The sequence below is a fragment of the Candidatus Poribacteria bacterium genome (genome assembly GCA_021295755.1).
Classification (GTDB): domain Bacteria; phylum Poribacteria; class WGA-4E; order WGA-4E; family PCPOR2b; genus PCPOR2b.
Genome location: JAGWBT010000103.1, coordinates 19,967 through 36,330, shown reverse-complemented (window position 1 = coordinate 36,330; position 16,364 = coordinate 19,967). Strand labels below are relative to the sequence as shown.

The 16,364-nt window shown below is 50.5% G+C and carries 15 protein-coding genes and 1 pseudogene; all 16 read right to left on the bottom strand.

All coding sequences use genetic code 11. From position 1 onward, the window contains the following. Nucleotides 1-1,460: pseudogene (gene trpE, locus J4G02_15200) on the bottom strand (anthranilate synthase component I). 20 nt (nucleotides 1,461-1,480) lie between these two features. Further along, entirely contained in the window at nucleotides 1,481-1,861 is a 381-nt protein-coding gene (gene hisI / locus J4G02_15195; GenBank protein ID MCE2395914.1) for a phosphoribosyl-AMP cyclohydrolase, read from the bottom strand. Nucleotides 1,862-2,145: 284 nt separating this feature from the next. Further along, a complete protein-coding gene (locus J4G02_15190) occupies nucleotides 2,146-2,958 on the bottom strand; it encodes a sugar phosphate isomerase/epimerase (protein MCE2395913.1) in 813 nt (270 codons plus the stop codon). A gap of 114 nt (nucleotides 2,959-3,072) precedes the next feature. Beyond that, nucleotides 3,073-3,669 (bottom strand): UbiX family flavin prenyltransferase, encoded by a 597-nt coding sequence (locus J4G02_15185; protein MCE2395912.1) that lies wholly within the window; start codon nucleotides 3,667-3,669, stop codon nucleotides 3,073-3,075. A gap of 49 nt (nucleotides 3,670-3,718) precedes the next feature. After that, nucleotides 3,719-3,979, bottom strand: coding sequence for a type II toxin-antitoxin system PemK/MazF family toxin (locus J4G02_15180; GenBank protein MCE2395911.1), 261 nt, complete (start codon nucleotides 3,977-3,979; stop codon nucleotides 3,719-3,721). Further along, complete coding sequence (locus tag J4G02_15175; GenBank protein ID MCE2395910.1) at nucleotides 3,976-4,194, bottom strand: DUF2281 domain-containing protein; 219 nt, start codon at nucleotides 4,192-4,194, stop codon at nucleotides 3,976-3,978. The genes J4G02_15180 and J4G02_15175 overlap by 4 nt, the downstream gene beginning before the upstream one ends. A 24-nt stretch (nucleotides 4,195-4,218) precedes the next feature. Further along, complete coding sequence (locus J4G02_15170; GenBank protein ID MCE2395909.1) at nucleotides 4,219-5,481, bottom strand: DUF2088 domain-containing protein; 1,263 nt, start codon at nucleotides 5,479-5,481, stop codon at nucleotides 4,219-4,221. 200 nt (nucleotides 5,482-5,681) lie between these two features. Further along, nucleotides 5,682-6,701, bottom strand: coding sequence for a 3-deoxy-7-phosphoheptulonate synthase (aroF, locus tag J4G02_15165; protein MCE2395908.1), 1,020 nt, complete (start codon nucleotides 6,699-6,701; stop codon nucleotides 5,682-5,684). A 59-nt stretch (nucleotides 6,702-6,760) separates the two neighbouring features. Beyond that, the gene (locus J4G02_15160; protein MCE2395907.1) at nucleotides 6,761-8,344 is read right to left on the bottom strand and encodes a hypothetical protein; all 1,584 of its coding nucleotides are present in this window, start codon (nucleotides 8,342-8,344) and stop codon (nucleotides 6,761-6,763) included. Between the two features lie 22 nt (nucleotides 8,345-8,366). Beyond that, nucleotides 8,367-9,380 (bottom strand): fatty acid desaturase, encoded by a 1,014-nt coding sequence (locus J4G02_15155; GenBank protein ID MCE2395906.1) that lies wholly within the window; start codon nucleotides 9,378-9,380, stop codon nucleotides 8,367-8,369. A 76-nt stretch (nucleotides 9,381-9,456) separates the two neighbouring features. Then, nucleotides 9,457-9,687 carry a hypothetical protein gene (locus tag J4G02_15150; GenBank protein MCE2395905.1) on the bottom strand — a complete coding sequence of 77 codons (231 nt, stop codon included), beginning with the start codon at nucleotides 9,685-9,687 and terminating at the stop codon, nucleotides 9,457-9,459. Further along, nucleotides 9,660-10,358: a TIM barrel protein gene (locus J4G02_15145; protein ID MCE2395904.1), complete on the bottom strand. Its 699-nt coding sequence runs from the start codon at nucleotides 10,356-10,358 to the stop codon at nucleotides 9,660-9,662. Before J4G02_15145 ends, J4G02_15150 begins: the two co-directional genes overlap by 28 nt. 325 nt (nucleotides 10,359-10,683) lie before the next feature. Further along, on the bottom strand, nucleotides 10,684-12,612 hold the full coding sequence (locus tag J4G02_15140) for a hypothetical protein (protein MCE2395903.1): 1,929 nt from the start codon (nucleotides 12,610-12,612) through the stop codon (nucleotides 10,684-10,686). Between the two features lie 140 nt (nucleotides 12,613-12,752). Then, a complete protein-coding gene (locus J4G02_15135) occupies nucleotides 12,753-13,835 on the bottom strand; it encodes a Gfo/Idh/MocA family oxidoreductase (GenBank protein MCE2395902.1) in 1,083 nt (360 codons plus the stop codon). A gap of 51 nt (nucleotides 13,836-13,886) precedes the next feature. Continuing rightward, nucleotides 13,887-14,885: a Gfo/Idh/MocA family oxidoreductase gene (locus J4G02_15130; GenBank protein MCE2395901.1), complete on the bottom strand. Its 999-nt coding sequence runs from the start codon at nucleotides 14,883-14,885 to the stop codon at nucleotides 13,887-13,889. Nucleotides 14,886-15,048: 163 nt separating this feature from the next. Further along, nucleotides 15,049-15,840: a LamG domain-containing protein gene (locus J4G02_15125; protein ID MCE2395900.1), complete on the bottom strand. Its 792-nt coding sequence runs from the start codon at nucleotides 15,838-15,840 to the stop codon at nucleotides 15,049-15,051. Between the last annotated feature and the right edge of the window lie 524 nt (nucleotides 15,841-16,364).

Here is a 16,364-nt window from a genome sequence, read left to right as displayed (position 1 = left end):
CTACTCTAATCCAGCCTCAGCGATTTCAATTGCTCTTAAGACCGCTCGTGCCTTGTTGACCGTTTCCTCGTACTCCGTTTCAGGCACAGAGTCTGCGACGATGCCACCGCCCGCTTGGACGTAGGCAATACCATTTTTGACGACAAGTGTGCGGATTGTGATTGCAGTATCCGCATTGCCAGAGAAACTGAAGTAGCCGACGGCTCCGCCGTACGGTCCCCGCCGCGTCGGTTCAAGTTCATCGATAATCTCCATCGCCCGGATCTTGGGGGCACCGGATAGCGTTCCAGCGGGCAAGCAGGCGCGAATCACGTCGTAGGGGGTTTGCCCCTCGCGCAATTCTCCGATAACATGTGAGACGATGTGCATCACATGTGAGTACCGTTCGATTACCATCATCTCGCTCACGCGTACAGTGTGGTATTCGCAAACACGCCCCAAGTCGTTGCGTCCGAGGTCAACGAGCATGACATGCTCTGCTCGTTCCTTCGGATCGGCAAGCAGTTCCGTCCCCAATACCTCATCTTCGGCTGGAGTCGCTCCACGCGGACGGGTCCCTGCGATTGGTCGCATCTCCGCAACACCGTCTTCAACGCGCACCATCATCTCCGGCGAGGCGCCAGCGATCTGGAGTTCATCAAACTTTTCACGGTACGCAAAGCGCGATACGCATCGAATGTATCGACCGATATCGGCACAGTGAAACGTTGCGATGGCACAACCTGAATAATGTCTCCTGCAGCGATATACTCCTTCGCCCGAAGGACAACCTGATGGTAATCTTCCTTCGTAAAGTTTGAAGTGACAGGCACACCGCTTGGACTTGCAGCCGGCTTGTTCGTATAATTCATCAACAACGGCTGCTTGAGTTTAGCAATCAGCTCGTCGATCCGATCAAGTGCTTGTTCATAGGCTTGGTCAGCATTGCCATTGATGTGAGCGTTCGCGACCACCTTGATCTGATGATTCACATGGTCAAACACAAGCAGCGTATCGGTGACCATGAAAAAGCAATCGGGTAGTTCTCTATCATCTTCGGTAGTGTCGGGGAGTTCCTCGACGTAACGCACCATGTCGTAGTTCAGGTAGCCGACTGCCCCACCGTGAAACCGCGGCAATCCCTCGACCTCGACGGGTTGGTATCGAGTCATTAACTCTTCAAGTACCTCTAGCGGGTCTTCCGTTTCCTGTTCAACGGTTTCTCCGGTGCGGAGGTCATCAATCCGGACCAGATTGCCCTTGCCTCTGAGTAGGATTGATGGGTCACTGCCGAGAAACGAATACCGAGCGACATGTTCGCCGCCTTCGACGCTCTCCAACAAGAAGGCGTGGTTACTTCCTCCGATTTTGTAAAACGCGGACACAGGTGTTTCCATATCCGCTAGTATAGTTTTGTAGACAGGAATCAAATTTCCGTGTTGCGCTTTTTCTCTAAAATCTTCTAGGTTTGGGTAATACATGGAAGTCTCCTTAAAAACTATCAGTATACTGCATCTGGGTCAAAAACCTTTTCACCAGCGATGCGCGTAGAGTTGCCATCGGGGGAGACTTCCCGAAAGAAGCAGGAACGGAAGCCGGTGTGGCACGCCCCACCTTTCTGTTCGACTTTGATTAGTAGCGCATCACCATCGCAATCAAAGGCGACCGTTCGCACGGTCTGCGTGTGCCCCGAAGTCTCCCCCTTAATCCAATATTCTTGGCGGGAGCGGCTCCAGAAGCAGACACGCCCTAATTCTAATGTCTTCCGCACAGCCTCACGGTTCATATAGCCAACCATGAGGACCTCTTTGTTTTCGTCATCCTGTATAATGGCAGGAATTAAACCGTTCTGATCGGTTTTGAGCTGATTTAGAATTTCCATTTTTGCTCCTTGCTTAACAGAAAATAGGCATAAAAAAAGCCGTAGACAACGGGGTTCGTATGCCTACGGCTTTGCTTTATAGATATGAATCCAAAGGTTTATCTCAGCAAAGGCACACTGCTCCCCTCAACACGATGCCACCAATGCCAATGATGAGATGCGATTTGAAATTGTGGTTGTCGGTTCAGGGTTTGCATAGTACCTTTCAGCATCCTACTTGTCAGATTACGTAAAGCATATCATAATGCCAGTTTCGGTGTCAAGAAAATTCCGATGCGGTGTTCTCACCCAACCAACGGCTGCAAAAACTCGATGCTTCGGCGTGCAATTGTCTCTGGATCCGGCTCAAAATTGAAGACCTCGGTCGAAAGATAGCCGGTGTAATGGATTTCCTTCAATGCCTCGATAATTGGTGGATAATCCACATTACCGGAACCGGGAAGATATCCGTTATCGTCGTTGGTGTGAAAATGTGCCACGTGTTCGGCGTATTTGCGGATCTGTGTGGGCATGTCCAAGTTTTCGGCTGCTGTACTCGTTACATCAAGGATGATTTGAAAATTCGGGTTATCGACCGCTTTGACCATCTCCACCGCTGCCGCCGGTGTACTGATAAAATTTGTATGTTGGCTTGCCAACGGTTCCATGCACAAAATGACATCCTGTTCTTGAGCAAATTCTGCACACGCTGCGAAGGTGTCTTGGGCGTAGTCCCACGCCTGCTCTGGTGTCAGTGGATCCAGTACGTTGCGTTCGTTGGGTGAACCGATGACCATAATCTTCCCACCCAAATCAGCGCAACATGAAATCAGTGCAAAAAAATAGTCCCGTGTTTTCTCGCGGATATCTCCATTGGGGTGATTGACATGCAACCCTTTTGGTGAGACCAGCAGCCAATGCAGTCCGGCGATTTCAACGTTTGCTGTATCCGCCGCTTTGCGGATGCGATCTCTTTCGGTTTGGCTGATGTCTACCACCGATTCCGCGAGCGTGAAAGGGGCGATTTCCACCGCATCGTAGCCGAGTTTAGCAGCACACAGAAAGACATCTTCGACCCCCCAATCCTCAAACATTTCGTTGCAGATAGCTAGTTTCATGGCCAACTCCTGATTCCACCTATGGTGGATTTTGGAATTAATTAGATGCTGTGAATGAGCGAGGTCAGCAACCTTGTTCGCGGAGTTACGGCACACAGAGTGTGCCTACTACAATTAGGGATCTTCCTTCCACCGCTGGATGAGATCTGTATCAATGTCAAACTGATCAAGGGTCTTCGTGATGACGAAATTAATCATATCATCAACCGTCTTGGGGAAGTGGTAAAAACCCGGCATAGCAGGCAGCACCACCACACCAAGTTGGGACAGCTTGAGCATATTTTCGAGATGGATGGGACTGAGCGGTGTTTCTCGTGGCACGAGGACTAGTTTGCGCCGTTCTTTGATGCAGACATCGGCGGCGCGCTGGATAAGGTTTCGAGAAATGCCCGCCGCTATTGCGCCGATAGTCCCCATGCTGCACGGTGCAACGACCATCCCCACAGTGCGAAAGGAACCGCTGGCAATCGACGCTCCGATGTCGGACTGATGGTGATAAATCACCTGATCTGACGAATAGGAGATTAGGGATTCAAGGCGGAAATTGTCCAGATCTACGCGGAGTTGTAGCTCTTCCCACAACGCCCTTGCGCCGGAGTCGGAAATCGTCAGGTGGATTTCATAGCCGTCACATCGGGTGAGGATCTCCAACAGACGCACACCGTAGATGACGGCACTCGCCCCCGTTATCCCAACAATTATACGCTTCAAGCAATCCTCCTCTTTGTTGCCATTTTTACCGGTTTTGAACGTTCTTTATCTAGTCTCCCAAGTTATTCTTCACTAGCATCAACCGGTCCGGAGAAATTTCGCCTATTGTTCCAATCAAAATCGCTCCTGAAACTACAGCGAGACGAGTTGTACGGATAACGCTCGCGGTTTTTAGACCGGACCGGACAAAGTCTGGAGAGTCTTCATAATTGCCGGGAAGTTGTGCCAGCAGGAGTGCAGGACGTGGTTTTCCAACACCTAAGTCGGTCTGTGGAAAATTGAACAGAACAATCTGTCCTGCCCTTTTCACACCCACCTCTCCTTCAAATCGGATTCATCATAGATTGGCACATCTTCGTTTTCAATATCACGCATCGCGGTAGCTAATGAGAAACGCGTCCAATCCGAATCCTCTTTTCGCATACTTTGGCGCTGCATTAGAAATTCAATAAAATCCAATGCTTCTGCTTGTAATGGTTCAGGTAATCTCTGAACTTGTTCGTGAATTCTTTCAGCAGTGGTCATGACAGCCTTCTGATAGAGGGCGTATCACTCTTCATGGAACGGCGGTAGGTTACCGTTGGCATCGAATGCGAGTGGTTCCAGTTCGCCGGTGACCTCCAGATCGGTGCGGAGTTTTGCATCTTCGAGTAAGGCTTCGGAGATGTCCACCTCTGCTAGACCGAGGGTGCTTTCAATTCGCACCACTTTTGCCTCTTCAGGCGGAGTCAGTCCAACTGTGTTCAGTGCGATCTCAATAGCCTCCCGGTCTGTATCGTAATAGAAGGGCGTTTTCGATTTCTGAGGTCCCATTCCGGTGATGCCATTCATGTAGGTTGCGTGCCGATCCATCTTTTCTACGAGGCGCGTCGTGGTGAAGTCTGCCAATCCAACGCCTGTTGCGTTACCGTCGCTATCGTCGGTCAGATCTCGGACGAAGATGCGCACGATCGCTGGCTTCTCTGGCTCTGGCTCAAGGATCTGCATCATACGACCGATGATGTTTGTATCCATGCCTGTCCCGCTGATATTCTTGCCCATCCAATCCACGACTAGAAGGTCAAAGGCATCAAACGGAAGACGTCCCATCAGCGATTTGGATTCGACGAGGAGTTCGCGTTCACGACGCATGATTTCGTCGGCGCGCATGGCAGCGACCTTCGCGGTCTGTTCGTGTGCGTTTTCGACCAGTCCAACGCCAAAACCAACTTTCCCAGCATCTATGAGCAAGCCGGTAACTGTCCGGATGATATGCTCAAATCCATAGTGGAAGAAGGCGCGGTGATACATATTTGCACCGTGCTGCTTGCCGAACCCGATCGTTAACATCTTCAGGGTGCCGCTCTCAACCGTGCCTCTGAAATCGGTGTGTGCTTTGATCCGATTGACTGGAACAATGTGATCTGCGTTGGCGGCGTGGGTATCAAGGAATACCGGCAACCCGTCGGCGGTTTGACCAATTTCGACGACTTCCATCGTTGCCTTGATTGGTACACCGACCGTCTCTTCGGTAACACCGTAATGCTCTAGCACGGCTCGCTGCCCTTCCGCGGTTGCGCCGCCGTGGCTCCCCATTGCTGGCACAACAAACGGTTTTGCACCGATGTCCTTGAGGTATTCTGCTGTTGCTTTAATGACGACGGCGATGTTCGCAACACCGCGGCTGCCGCCACCGATGGCAACACTATCCCCTTTGCCGATAATTGACGCCGTGCCGATCTGATCCAATTCCTCTTTAACCGCTGCGGGCAGATCTGCGACGACGGGGGCATCAAAATGTTGTTTTATACGAACCATTCTTGGTAGTGCCATTGATTCAGTCCTCCATATCTGTGAAATGTTGTTACCATGTTACCAGAAGTTAGGATGAATAACAAGAGAGAAATACGTGAAACGTGAAAGTCATTGGTTCATTAGTACATTGGTTCATTGATGAACTAACTCAGTTTCTGTTGTACGATTTTCTAACATAAGCGAAGGAAAATCAATTCGCCCGGCTAGTCGTAAGTGGGCTAAAATGTCCGTCCACTCGCTTCGATGAACGGTTTGAGTTCCGAGACCAATTGCCGGAATTTGTCTGGGCGGAGCGATTGCGCTCCATCGGACAATGCGTTTTCAGGATCCGGATGCACTTCGATCATCAGTCCGTCCGCCCCTGCGGCAACCGCAGCTTTCGCCATTGGATTGACATATTCCCAATGTCCCGTCCCGTGGCTCGGATCGGCGATGATGGGCAGATGACTCATCTTCTTGATTACCGGAATTGCGTTCAGGTCAAAGGTGTTCCGGGTCGCCGTTTCAAAGGTACGGATGCCCCGCTCACACAGGATGACGCTGTAATTCCCTTCGGAGAGAATATATTCTGCCGAAAGCAGGAGTTCGTTGACTTCCGACATCATACCCCGTTTGAGCATCACAGGCTTTTTCGTTTCGCTGAGGCGTGAGAGGAGTCCGTAGTTCTGCATATTCCGTGCGCCGATTTGGATAATGTCGGTGTATTGCTCAACAAGCCGGAGGTCGTGGCTATCCATCAGCTCTGTGATAATCAAGAGTCCCGTTTTGTCCCGCGCTTCGGCGAGGTATTGCAGTCCTTCCTCCCCAAGTCCCTGAAAGCTATACGGTGATGTGCGCGGTTTGAACGCTCCGCCCCGCAGGATCTGTGCGCCAGACTCTTTGACGACTTCCGCTGATTCCAAAATCTGCTCCCGACTTTCAACAGAGCAAGGTCCAGCCATCAGGATTAACGTGTCGCCGCCGATTTCAACATCTCCGATTTGTATCTTTGTTCTCTCACCGGGTCGAATCTCGCTGCTTGAAAGCTTATACGGTTCTAGGATTGGTACAACCTTATCGACACCACGCATTGACTCCAACTGCTGCAGCTCATGCTTGCCGCGTTCGTCCCCAATCGCCGCAATGACGGTGCGCTCTGTCCCCTGAATCGGGTGGGATGTGTAGTTGAGTGCCCTGATTTGAGCGATGACAGCGTCAATATGTCCTTGTTCCGCTCCAGCCTTCATGACGATAACCATGACTACATCTCCTTGACCAGCCCCTTTTACTTTACGAATGGTGGGTTTGAAAGAGCACGCTAGGTTTGACTCAAACTCACCCGCTCGATTTTTCCTGATTCAATCTGTAAGTCACACCAATCGGAATCTGCATCCGTTTTCACTTTTGGTCGCCAAGAAAAGGATAGCGTTGAATCGCTTCCGTTATAGAATACCACATCCCCGTAACCCTCCATAGGTGGTCGTAGCAGTGATAGGAGATTCTGGGGTAGGCAATGCTCACCAGCCTCCGTCCGCACTTCCAACATCGGCACAACCGCGCTCTGGATTTCACGCGTACCGAGCAGAAGCGGGCCATAGCACGAGGTAACAACTCCGTGTCCCCAATTCCGTCCATGTCCCACTGCAACCGAGCAGACGGCGCCGCCCATATCCGCGTGTTCCCTGCCGCCGCGAAGCACTCTCCTCGCTATCTTCAGGCGTGTGGATGCGCTTCGGAATGCCCGCGTCGCAAACTCCGGGTTACCGCTGAGTTGGTAAGCGAGGGTCATGGCTGCTGTCGATGGTTCCCGGATTGGCTGCACCGAACCGTCGTCGGACCATTCGCCCCAATACGCCATATCTGCCCGGCGACCAACACCATGCTCCCGTCGCCGGACCTCCTGCGGAAAGATGAGCGCAAGGTGTTCCGGTGAAGGAGGCATCCCAGCAGCTAGCTGAGCGCGAAGAGGCTGATCAAAAGTAGTGTCCTGAAATGTCCGGCGGTAGTAACTGATTGCAGCGGCAGCGGGGTCGTGGTACGGGTCAAGTACGGATTCAACGAGTGGTTCGACAATTCGCTTTGCAGCATCTTTGAAAGCCGTTTCTCCCGACAGATGGTAGAGGTCTCCCAACGCATAGATCGCACCGGAGGCGAGCAGATTTTCAATTCCTGCCAACGGATCGCTTGAGAGGTGATGTGTGCTGTGAGCGGCTATCCGGTGTAGATTTCTTTCTTCGACTTCTGCTTCGCCCAAGCCATTTCCGTCCAAATCCCAAAGCAGCGGCATTGGCGATTCGGCTGTGATGAGCCGCTCGGCACGTTTCTGACCGTATCGCAACGACCAGTCGAGGTAACGCTCTTCCCCCGTAATCCGATATGCTGCAAGGGCGATATGGATAAATCGGAAGTGTTCGGCAAGCTCGTATGCTGTGTCTGCGTCGTTATGGACTGTTCGGCTGCCGATGTAGTAGCCGCAAAACGTGTCACGGTCATAGTCGTACCAAGCGGGAATCTCCTCTACCCAATTTCCGATATGTTCGGCGGCATCCATCAGCATCGAACGCGCTTCCTGATCGTCCGGCACAAGATCTATGTATCGCGGTAGGAATAACAGAAACGGCTCCGTGCCGTGGTGTGCTTCCGCCTCTGGTTCATAGCCGTGCAGACACTCTCGCTCAACCCAACCCGCCAATGCGGATTTCAGGTCACCGAAATGTTTCAAAACGGTTTTATCGCCGGTCACAAGGTAGTGCGGAAACCACGCTAGGGCGTAATTGGCTTCATCTTCGCCGCCGCCGTTTGGTCCGGGTGGATCTAGCGCCATGCTCTGTTTCAGCCACTGATTCATATCTTCGCGGAGATCTACATAGTATTTGTAACATTCTTGAAGGGTGTTGTTCATTAGGTCCTCTCTCAAGTTTAGGTCAAGCCTCTAACGGTGCCGGCAATTCAGGCGTGTACTGATATTCCGGATCCGTCTCCTGTATCTTTAGGATTGTAATAATCTCCTTCCAAGTTTCATAAAGACCGGTCGGACAATGCGGAAGTTCATGTTTAATTAGCTTGTGCAATTTCCCTAGGTTGTAGCATGGAACTGCGGCATACATATGGTGTTCTATGTGAAAATTCATGTGCCAGTATAGGAACTGAACCAGCGGATTAAGGGTAATTGTCCGACAGCAGAGCCGGAAATCCGGCACATTGTCCGTAAGCCCTACATGCTGAGTGGTGTTGCAGAGGAAAAGGAGCCAGCCGCCGTATGCCGGAGCCAGCGTGATAAGGACGGGCACTAGCCAGAGACCGAAGTAGAGCGAGATGCCAATAATTAGGGCATGACCCACGAGTTGGGTGCGAGCCCAGTTGAATAACTCCTGTCGTTTATCCATGTCTGATTCAGGGAACATAACTGTTGCTTCGTGATCCTCCAACTTGCCGAGACTGAGTCGAATAATTGACTTCCACCGGGCGTAGAACCCCCATGGGTTCACAACTGCACTTTTGAGGAAGCCGGTGAATGTCAATTTTACCGGGAACACGACTTCATAATCATCCGGAGGGTGCAGGGTATATTTATGATGCTCGGAGTGGCTCGCCCAAAACCGAACATGGTTATACGCACCAAGAAAACTGAAGATTCGCAGGAAGAAGACATTCAGGAATCTTGTCTTGAAAACCGAGTTGTGGCATAGTTCATGAAACCCGTTCAGGAGAAATGCCCACATGGTTCCATGGAGGAATAGAATCAACAGTAATACCGGCAGGGGTAGGTGCGCTGCGGCATAGAAAGCACCAGTTCCTGTCAACGCGAGCAATCCGAGATGACCGAGGGTTTGGAGCATTCCTTTCCAGTCGCTGCGTTGGTTAAGAGATTTAAACACTTCACGGTCAATCTGTGGTCTATACCAATTAATCTTTCGTTGATCTGCGTCATTGTTCATACAGCGTGTTTCCTTTCAGTTTGGTGATAAGCCGGAATGTACAAATTTGCCGCTATAATAGCCTACGGTGTCTTCTTTACCCACCTGCCTCGACTTGTTCAATAAGCGGCTTGAGATTAGCAAAGTTAATTCGCATCGCGTCTGCGCCAGAGCCATTCGGTGGGAGGTAGTGTGTGGCGACTGCAAAAACGACATCACAGCGGTGGTCGCGGAGATTGCGCAGTACTGTCAGGTAATTGACATGACCTTCGCCCAAAGGGCAGTACTCAAAATCAAGTTTTAAGCCATCGTTGACGCGCAAGGGCACACATTCATAAAGCCTGCTGTCGCCGAATCCAATTCCCCGGCGGTCAGATTATCGGACGGATGCCACATAATTTTAATTCGCTCGGAGCCGACCCGTTCAACCAGAGCGCGACAGTGGCTGGTGGTGTTAGTATAGTGCCACGGCAAGTTGGCGAGGACAACATCAATTTCGTATTTTTCAGCTTGATCTGCCACGATCGTGAATATTTTGACCAATTTTTCCATGTCAACGTCGGCGATGATACCTCCCCGCGTCAGCCAACGCATGGGCCATGTCGGCTTGCCGGCTGAATATTCGCCGGGCCAAGCGAAAGTGTAAGCCAACACCGAATCTGCGCCGAGACGGTTTGCAGCTCGCATGCTCTGAGTGAGGAGGTTGAAATCTTTGCGAAATTCAGGATGATCCTGCAGCGTTTCCAACTCTAGATCTGCCAAGTGGATATGACCAAAAGCACCACCGGCACCCATCATAAACAGCTTGACTCCGTGCCGGGCAGCCCGCTCACCAAGCCTATCGACGCTGGCATCGGTTACTTTGCCGCCGATTGCCCAATCTAGGTCAGTGAACCAACCATACTTTGCACCGAGTTCCTCCGCGAGGGCAAGTTCTTGGTCAAAAGGTAAGCCTGTCATTTGAAGGAACATTCCAATTTTGAATCGGTAGTCGGTCATCGGTTATCATCTCCTGTTTACGTTGTCGTCGTCGCTATATTGATGGATAAATTATACCACAAAATTCTCAAAAATTTCTAATCTCTGTTGACATTTGACAGATTAAATCAACTTTGGTGTGCCCCGATGAAATCGGGATTAAGAAACTTGTGGTTGCCCTATGGCCGGAGAACTGTCTGCGTTTTGGGCAGGTACAAGACCTGCCCCTACATTTGAACGATTCTCCAAAATCGGTAGGGGTTGGGTTCCCCAACCCGTTGGGCGGGGAAACCCCGCCCCTACAAGACGGTTGATGAATTTTCAATAACTGGCAACTTACGTTAGATTAATATATGAATCCGTACATTCGTCTGCTAAGTATAACACCCAATATACTCCAGAAACTGGCAAGCGTGAATTCTCCTAAAGTTAAACCGAGGAAAAAATATATCGCTCGGCGGTGTCCCTTCAATCCGCCGTACTTGAGAATAATCCATTTGGCGAACCAGCTAAGGAAGATGGAAAACCAGAAGGGGTTTATTGCATAGCCAGCTGATATAACGTATCCTGCGGGGTGAAGCCCCCACCACAGAAATCTTATCCGCATTGCCATGAGGAAGATGACGCTCACAAACCCGGTGATCATGCTAGCTAGGTCACTTGTCCTACCTTCTGTAGGAAAGGTGAGCCACTGCTCAAGCCGACGAAAACCATCTGCAGCAAAACGCATCAGTGAACTTCCACCCTCCTGATATCCGATATGCAGATAGATCCAGAAGAATATAGACGCACTGAATACCATCGCTATGAGTATGGCGGAGAGTAAAATTCTATTATTTAGTCTGGCTTCATGTGCGAGTTTGAAGGATTCAAGTTGGTGCGGCATTGGATGTGGCCGGTAGGTTCGGTTGAAGTAAAAGAAAAAGGACAGTATCGTTAAATTAGCGGCACCAATACTTCGTGTGCCAAGCGCATTGACCATCATGATTGGTGGATCGCCATAAGCAAAGTCGTGTATGGGGGTCCCAAATTCCACGCGTATTCGGGTGATAGCTATTGAGAAGGCAAGGTATAGCAGAAAGAAAAGCAGAATGACCCCTACCGACATCCCAGCTCTGTAGCAAAATAGGGTGATGAAAGCCATCCCACCGAGGATTCCGCAGAGTGCCCATCTGTACCGGATCGGTTCATGAGAATCATCAATTCCTGTTTTACCGATGATTGTCTTGAAAACGCGCACGAGATGCCTTCGACTCAACCAGAGCGCAATTACGGCTATCCCCATAGCGCCTCCAAAGGTCTGCTGGTTCAGTTGTGCGAGATAGAAGGAGCCACTCAGTCCAGCGACCCCACGAAAACCTATCATGCTTCCAACAACTTTCTGGGTTTTCCAGAATAGATAGAAAAACCAGCAGGAAAAGGACATATCCAAAGGCATAAAGAAGGCAAGCCCCGCAATACAAGGGACAAGCCCTACGGGCATCCAGCCGACGGCATTCCACGGCTTTTCTGTTAGATAGGCACCAATATTGTGGCGGTAAGGGTTGAAACCGAGGTCGGGTATTACGGGATAGAGGTAACTGAGTCCGTTGACAAGGCTGATACCACCACCAACTGCAAATCCAAGCCACATCAGCTTGTTAGTGAAAAAGCCCTCCCCAACCTTTGTCATTTCGAGTGGCAACTGGATTATGGGATAGCTGAGTTTTTCTTCCTCAACCCACTGCCTCCTTATGACTACATTGATGCAGAGCATCACGAAAACCAAGACAACTGTAAAACTGACCCACGACAATGCAGGCACAAACCATCCCTCAATATACCGGAGGGTGTACAGACTGGAATCACCTTTGTAGTAGGGTTCCAATATCCTCTTGTCACTTACCGTTATCCAAGTGGGGATGTATTTGTGAAAAAGGGTCCCCCAATCGTTCTCAATAGTTGCAAATCCGAAGGCGTGTTCTATGATGGGGGCGAGCGTCTGCATCATGTCAGTTGCACTTATGGCTGATGCAATACTCAACATCGCGTAGACGACAATCAGGTCACTTTGGGAGAGGGAAATTTTAGGCAGGTACTTTCTCAGCAGTAGATTCAGAGCGGCGAGGATGAAAATGAACAAAATGACGTTGAAAAACAGCGCCATGTTTGTCGAAACGGCTTGGTACTGGTAGGGTTGTTTGGAGAGGATAAGCCAATAGCTATTTAAGGGGATCAGGATGAGCCCAATGGCGATTCCACGTAGCGTATTTCCCGATGATTTCTTCGTCACCATGTCTTCTTCCATAGAAGCTAGGCAGACAAAAATTTAGCCCCGATTGTCGGATGAGCACGACAGCAATTTGCTCAACACTGCAGATCTCCATCCTCAAATTCAACGGAGTATTAGGTCGTTATACCTTGTTTTCTGTATCTTCAGCCTATCCGCAGACTCCGGTCTTCTAGCGGCAGTTCTACTCGCACATTGCCGCGTCGATGGGATTCGCGCATACCGATGGCAATCTCTAAAGCCTCTCTGCCAAACTCCCCCGGACAGATCCGCTCTTCTCCGATCTCAATAGATTTGCAAACCCCTTCCATTGCGTCCACCAGTGAACTGCGTGGATGCCAAGGATTGGGGAATTGACACTGAATGGGGCTGCCGTCTTCCGGATGCGTACTCCAGAGTTCAAACTGTGCGTGGGCATTGCGCGAGACGATGCGTCCTTTGTCACCGAGAAATTCCAGCGTCCACCCAAACCTTGAAGCGTCAGTTCGGCTGTTCATATATGTCCGAACACCGTTCTCGTAAACGATGTATCCGGTTCCGGAAAGATCCTGATCTGCCGCTGCTGCTTCGTCGCTATCCATCACACCAAAAACCCACTTGGCGGGTGCACCGGCGAAGAGACGGAGGAGAGCAAAGGTGTGGCTGTGCAGGTTTGACAGACTGGAGGTGCTATGACAGATCATCGATCGCAGTTCACCGATTGCTCCGTCCGCTATCGCCTGTCGTGCGTTGGTATACCAGTTGTACCAGTTGAGGTGACAGGCAATTGCCAGAATCGTGTCGTGCTTCTGACACGCGTCAATCATCGCGTCCGCTTCAGCAAGGCTAGGACACATTGGCTTGGTGGCAAAGATTGCTTTTACGCCCATCTCTGCCAAGCCGATGGTAACCTCTGCCCGTTCCGCGGGTCGGGTTGTCACGGACACAATATCAGGTTGCTCTTTTTCGACCATCTCCCGATAGTCGGTGTAAAGGGCTTCGACCTCCCAACGCCGTTTGAAATCATCGAGTTTTGATTGGTCGACATCCGCAGCGGCAATCAGATCGACGTTTCTTGCTTCAAGCATCCCCGGTGCGTGGGCAAAGGGCCAAGGATAGTGTGGATTACCGATTACTTCATCGTCAATGGTGCTGCCCATCCTTCCACACCCAACAACGGCGGCACGGTAGATACGTTTGGGTTCACTTTCGTTGACAACTCGAAATGCTTCTCCTATAGGTTGAGCCATCTGATTCTCCCCTTCCTGATCTAAATTGGTTAGCAATTATGTTTGATGTGACTACCCACTGCTTAGGCTTCGATCGGCTAGGGGTAGTTCAAGTTTCTCACCACCCCGAAGGTGTGATTCCCGCATCGCGATACCGATTTCAAGGGCTTCACGCCCGTATTCCCCGGGACACAGCGTCTCTGTGCCTTCGTCGAGATCTTTGACGAGTGCTTCAATAGCGGCTTGCTGAGAACTGACAAATCGCTTTGGGTTTGGAAACTGCCGGCGAACAGGTTCGCCGGTCTGCGTACTTATGGAGCGATCCGGGTAGCGGGTCCACATCTCAAAGTCGGCGTGCTCGTTGCGGGAAGAGAGCCAACCGTCGCTTCCAATGAAATCGAATTGATGCCAGCCACCGGTGGTGATGAACCCCCGGACATCATTTTCGTAGAGAATCATGCCGCTCCGCCTGTTATCACTGTCGATATGTCCAACGACCCACTTGGCGGGTGCACCGGCAAACAGGCGAAATAGGGAAAGTGTATGCCCTCCGTGCATGTAGCTACAGAGCATTGATGTAAGCTTACCAATCTCTCCCGCTCGAATGGCTTCGAGGCAGGCCAAAAACCAGGGACTCCAGTTCTGGTGACAGGCAATCACTAGCAGGACGCCATGCTTCCTACACGCCTCGATCATTGCATCGGCTTCGGCGAGACTCGGAGCAATCGGCTTAGTTGCATAGATTGCCTTTACCCCACCTGCTTCTGCCGTTCCGATAACAACTCCCGCTCGTTCCGCAGGCCGGGTGGTCACACTCACAATGTCGGGTTTCTCGTTGGCAAGCATTTGCCGGTAGTCGGTGTAGAGGGCATTGACACCCCAACGGCGTTTAAAATCCTCCAACTGATCCGGTAACAGGTCTACACCCGCGACCAATTCCACTCCCTTTGCTTCGACGTAGCCGGGCGCATGCGCCATTGGGTAAAAAAAATGGGGGCGCACATCGTCTTCGTCGTCGATAGTGCTCCCAATCCGTCCACAACCGATAACAGCTGCTCGATAGGCTGCCATATCAATTACCTCCTCAAAGCGATCTGGGGGAAATCTTTTTGAATTGTTCTGATAAACAAAGAGGGCAATCCCCTTTGTGTAGTGACGGACTGTCACCGAAATAGTAAGAAGATTACCCTCTCAGATTTCTACTTTGATTTCACCCACGGAATATATCCCGTGGTTAGTGTGAGGCTTTAATTTGTCCCCATGTTGTGGTAAGGCTGTTGGCAGGATTGACGGATAAGAATGCGTCTTGTCCTGTCTCCATATTTGCCTTAATCTCCTCCTCACTCAGCTGCCGCGTCCAGAAGCGGAATTCGTCGAGGAGGCCTGTGTATGGGTTGTTCCCATCAACACGCTGTCCGAGATGGATGCCGAAAGCCTGATTTCTGGTGACAGAAGCTTCGTCACCCTTACCTGAACCGACCTTCCTGCCATCAACGTATATGTCGAGTGTGGCACCTCTGCGGACAAAAGCGTAATGATGCCACTGACCATCGTTATACGCTTTTGGTGTTTCGACGATGGGACCGTTAGGTTCTACGCCATCCCAGAAGAGACATGTAATATTATTTGGGGGATGCGTTCTGATCCAGAACTGCGGTTCGCCACCACCGACATTGAATCCCCATATTAGACTTCCAGCATTTGCCTGTTCGTCATAATTGAACCAAATCTCTGTGGAGAAGTCGTCGGCCCCAACATCCATGGAGTCATGCCAAGGCATGTCTACAAAGCTTTTACCATCCAGTTCAATTGCGCCGCCGTGTTTTCCGTCGGCAACAAACTTGGCACTCTGAATTAACTTGCCGTCGTTTACCCCCAAGGGGCTCAAATCTTCTGCCACATTTCCGTTCCCCTCATCCATTGGCAGGTAGATAACCAAACCGTCAGTGTCTGCCGCGGTGTGTCCCACGATAGGTATTAACACAAGGACAATGACTAACAGTGCTGCAATGACATAGTTAAACATCAGTGATTCCTCCTTTGACATATTCTCAGACCTAAAGGATTCAGGTTCTTCCAAATCCGTTCGTTAGTGAGATTTTGTTATTAATAACATTTGCTATTCAAAGGTAGTTTGACGGCGCCTTCCCGATGCAAAGTTAGGACTGAGAAGCGTGCCATGGACAGTGTTCTGCCCACATTTACAAGAAAACATTGTAATCCCGGTTTTTATCCCTAGTGATTACAAACCATATTAACCACGAAACCCTTGTAAATACAAGGGGTTGGTTTCGTTGGGTTGTCCCTATCTCCGGCTCTTGAGGGAGAAGGCAAGCCCTTACGAAACCTCCGGTTTGGTTGTATCGCACTGATGCGTACCAAACCATGAATCCACGATTCTGTAAACGTTATCTCAACGCAAAGGAATCGGGAATACAGTTAGTCTATCTCTCAAAGCTAAAGCATTGGGTTCTTTGACATACTCCCCGCCCTAAAGGACGAGTATTCTTTCGTCCTTTAGGAACGGTAATTGCGCTATCAACAAGGACA

What these genes read in the sequence shown, in the direction of transcription:
- hisI (MCE2395914.1), bottom strand. Translation starts at nt 1,861, where the DNA reads ATGGAAATTCTAAATCAGCTCAAAACCGATCAGAACGGTTTAATTCCT.
- J4G02_15190 (MCE2395913.1), bottom strand. Translation starts at nt 2,958, where the DNA reads ATGAAACTAGCTATCTGCAACGAAATGTTTGAGGATTGGGGGGTCGAA.
- J4G02_15175 (MCE2395910.1), bottom strand. Translation starts at nt 4,194, where the DNA reads ATGACCACTGCTGAAAGAATTCACGAACAAGTTCAGAGATTACCTGAA.
- J4G02_15170 (MCE2395909.1), bottom strand. Translation starts at nt 5,481, where the DNA reads ATGGCACTACCAAGAATGGTTCGTATAAAACAACATTTTGATGCCCCC.
- aroF (MCE2395908.1), bottom strand. Translation starts at nt 6,701, where the DNA reads ATGGTTATCGTCATGAAGGCTGGAGCGGAACAAGGACATATTGACGCT.
- J4G02_15160 (MCE2395907.1), bottom strand. Translation starts at nt 8,344, where the DNA reads ATGAACAACACCCTTCAAGAATGTTACAAATACTATGTAGATCTCCGC.
- J4G02_15155 (MCE2395906.1), bottom strand. Translation starts at nt 9,380, where the DNA reads ATGAACAATGACGCAGATCAACGAAAGATTAATTGGTATAGACCACAG.
- J4G02_15145 (MCE2395904.1), bottom strand. Translation starts at nt 10,358, where the DNA reads ATGACCGACTACCGATTCAAAATTGGAATGTTCCTTCAAATGACAGGC.
- J4G02_15140 (MCE2395903.1), bottom strand. Translation starts at nt 12,612, where the DNA reads ATGGTGACGAAGAAATCATCGGGAAATACGCTACGTGGAATCGCCATT.
- J4G02_15135 (MCE2395902.1), bottom strand. Translation starts at nt 13,835, where the DNA reads ATGGCTCAACCTATAGGAGAAGCATTTCGAGTTGTCAACGAAAGTGAA.
- J4G02_15130 (MCE2395901.1), bottom strand. Translation starts at nt 14,885, where the DNA reads ATGGCAGCCTATCGAGCAGCTGTTATCGGTTGTGGACGGATTGGGAGC.
- J4G02_15125 (MCE2395900.1), bottom strand. Translation starts at nt 15,840, where the DNA reads ATGTTTAACTATGTCATTGCAGCACTGTTAGTCATTGTCCTTGTGTTA.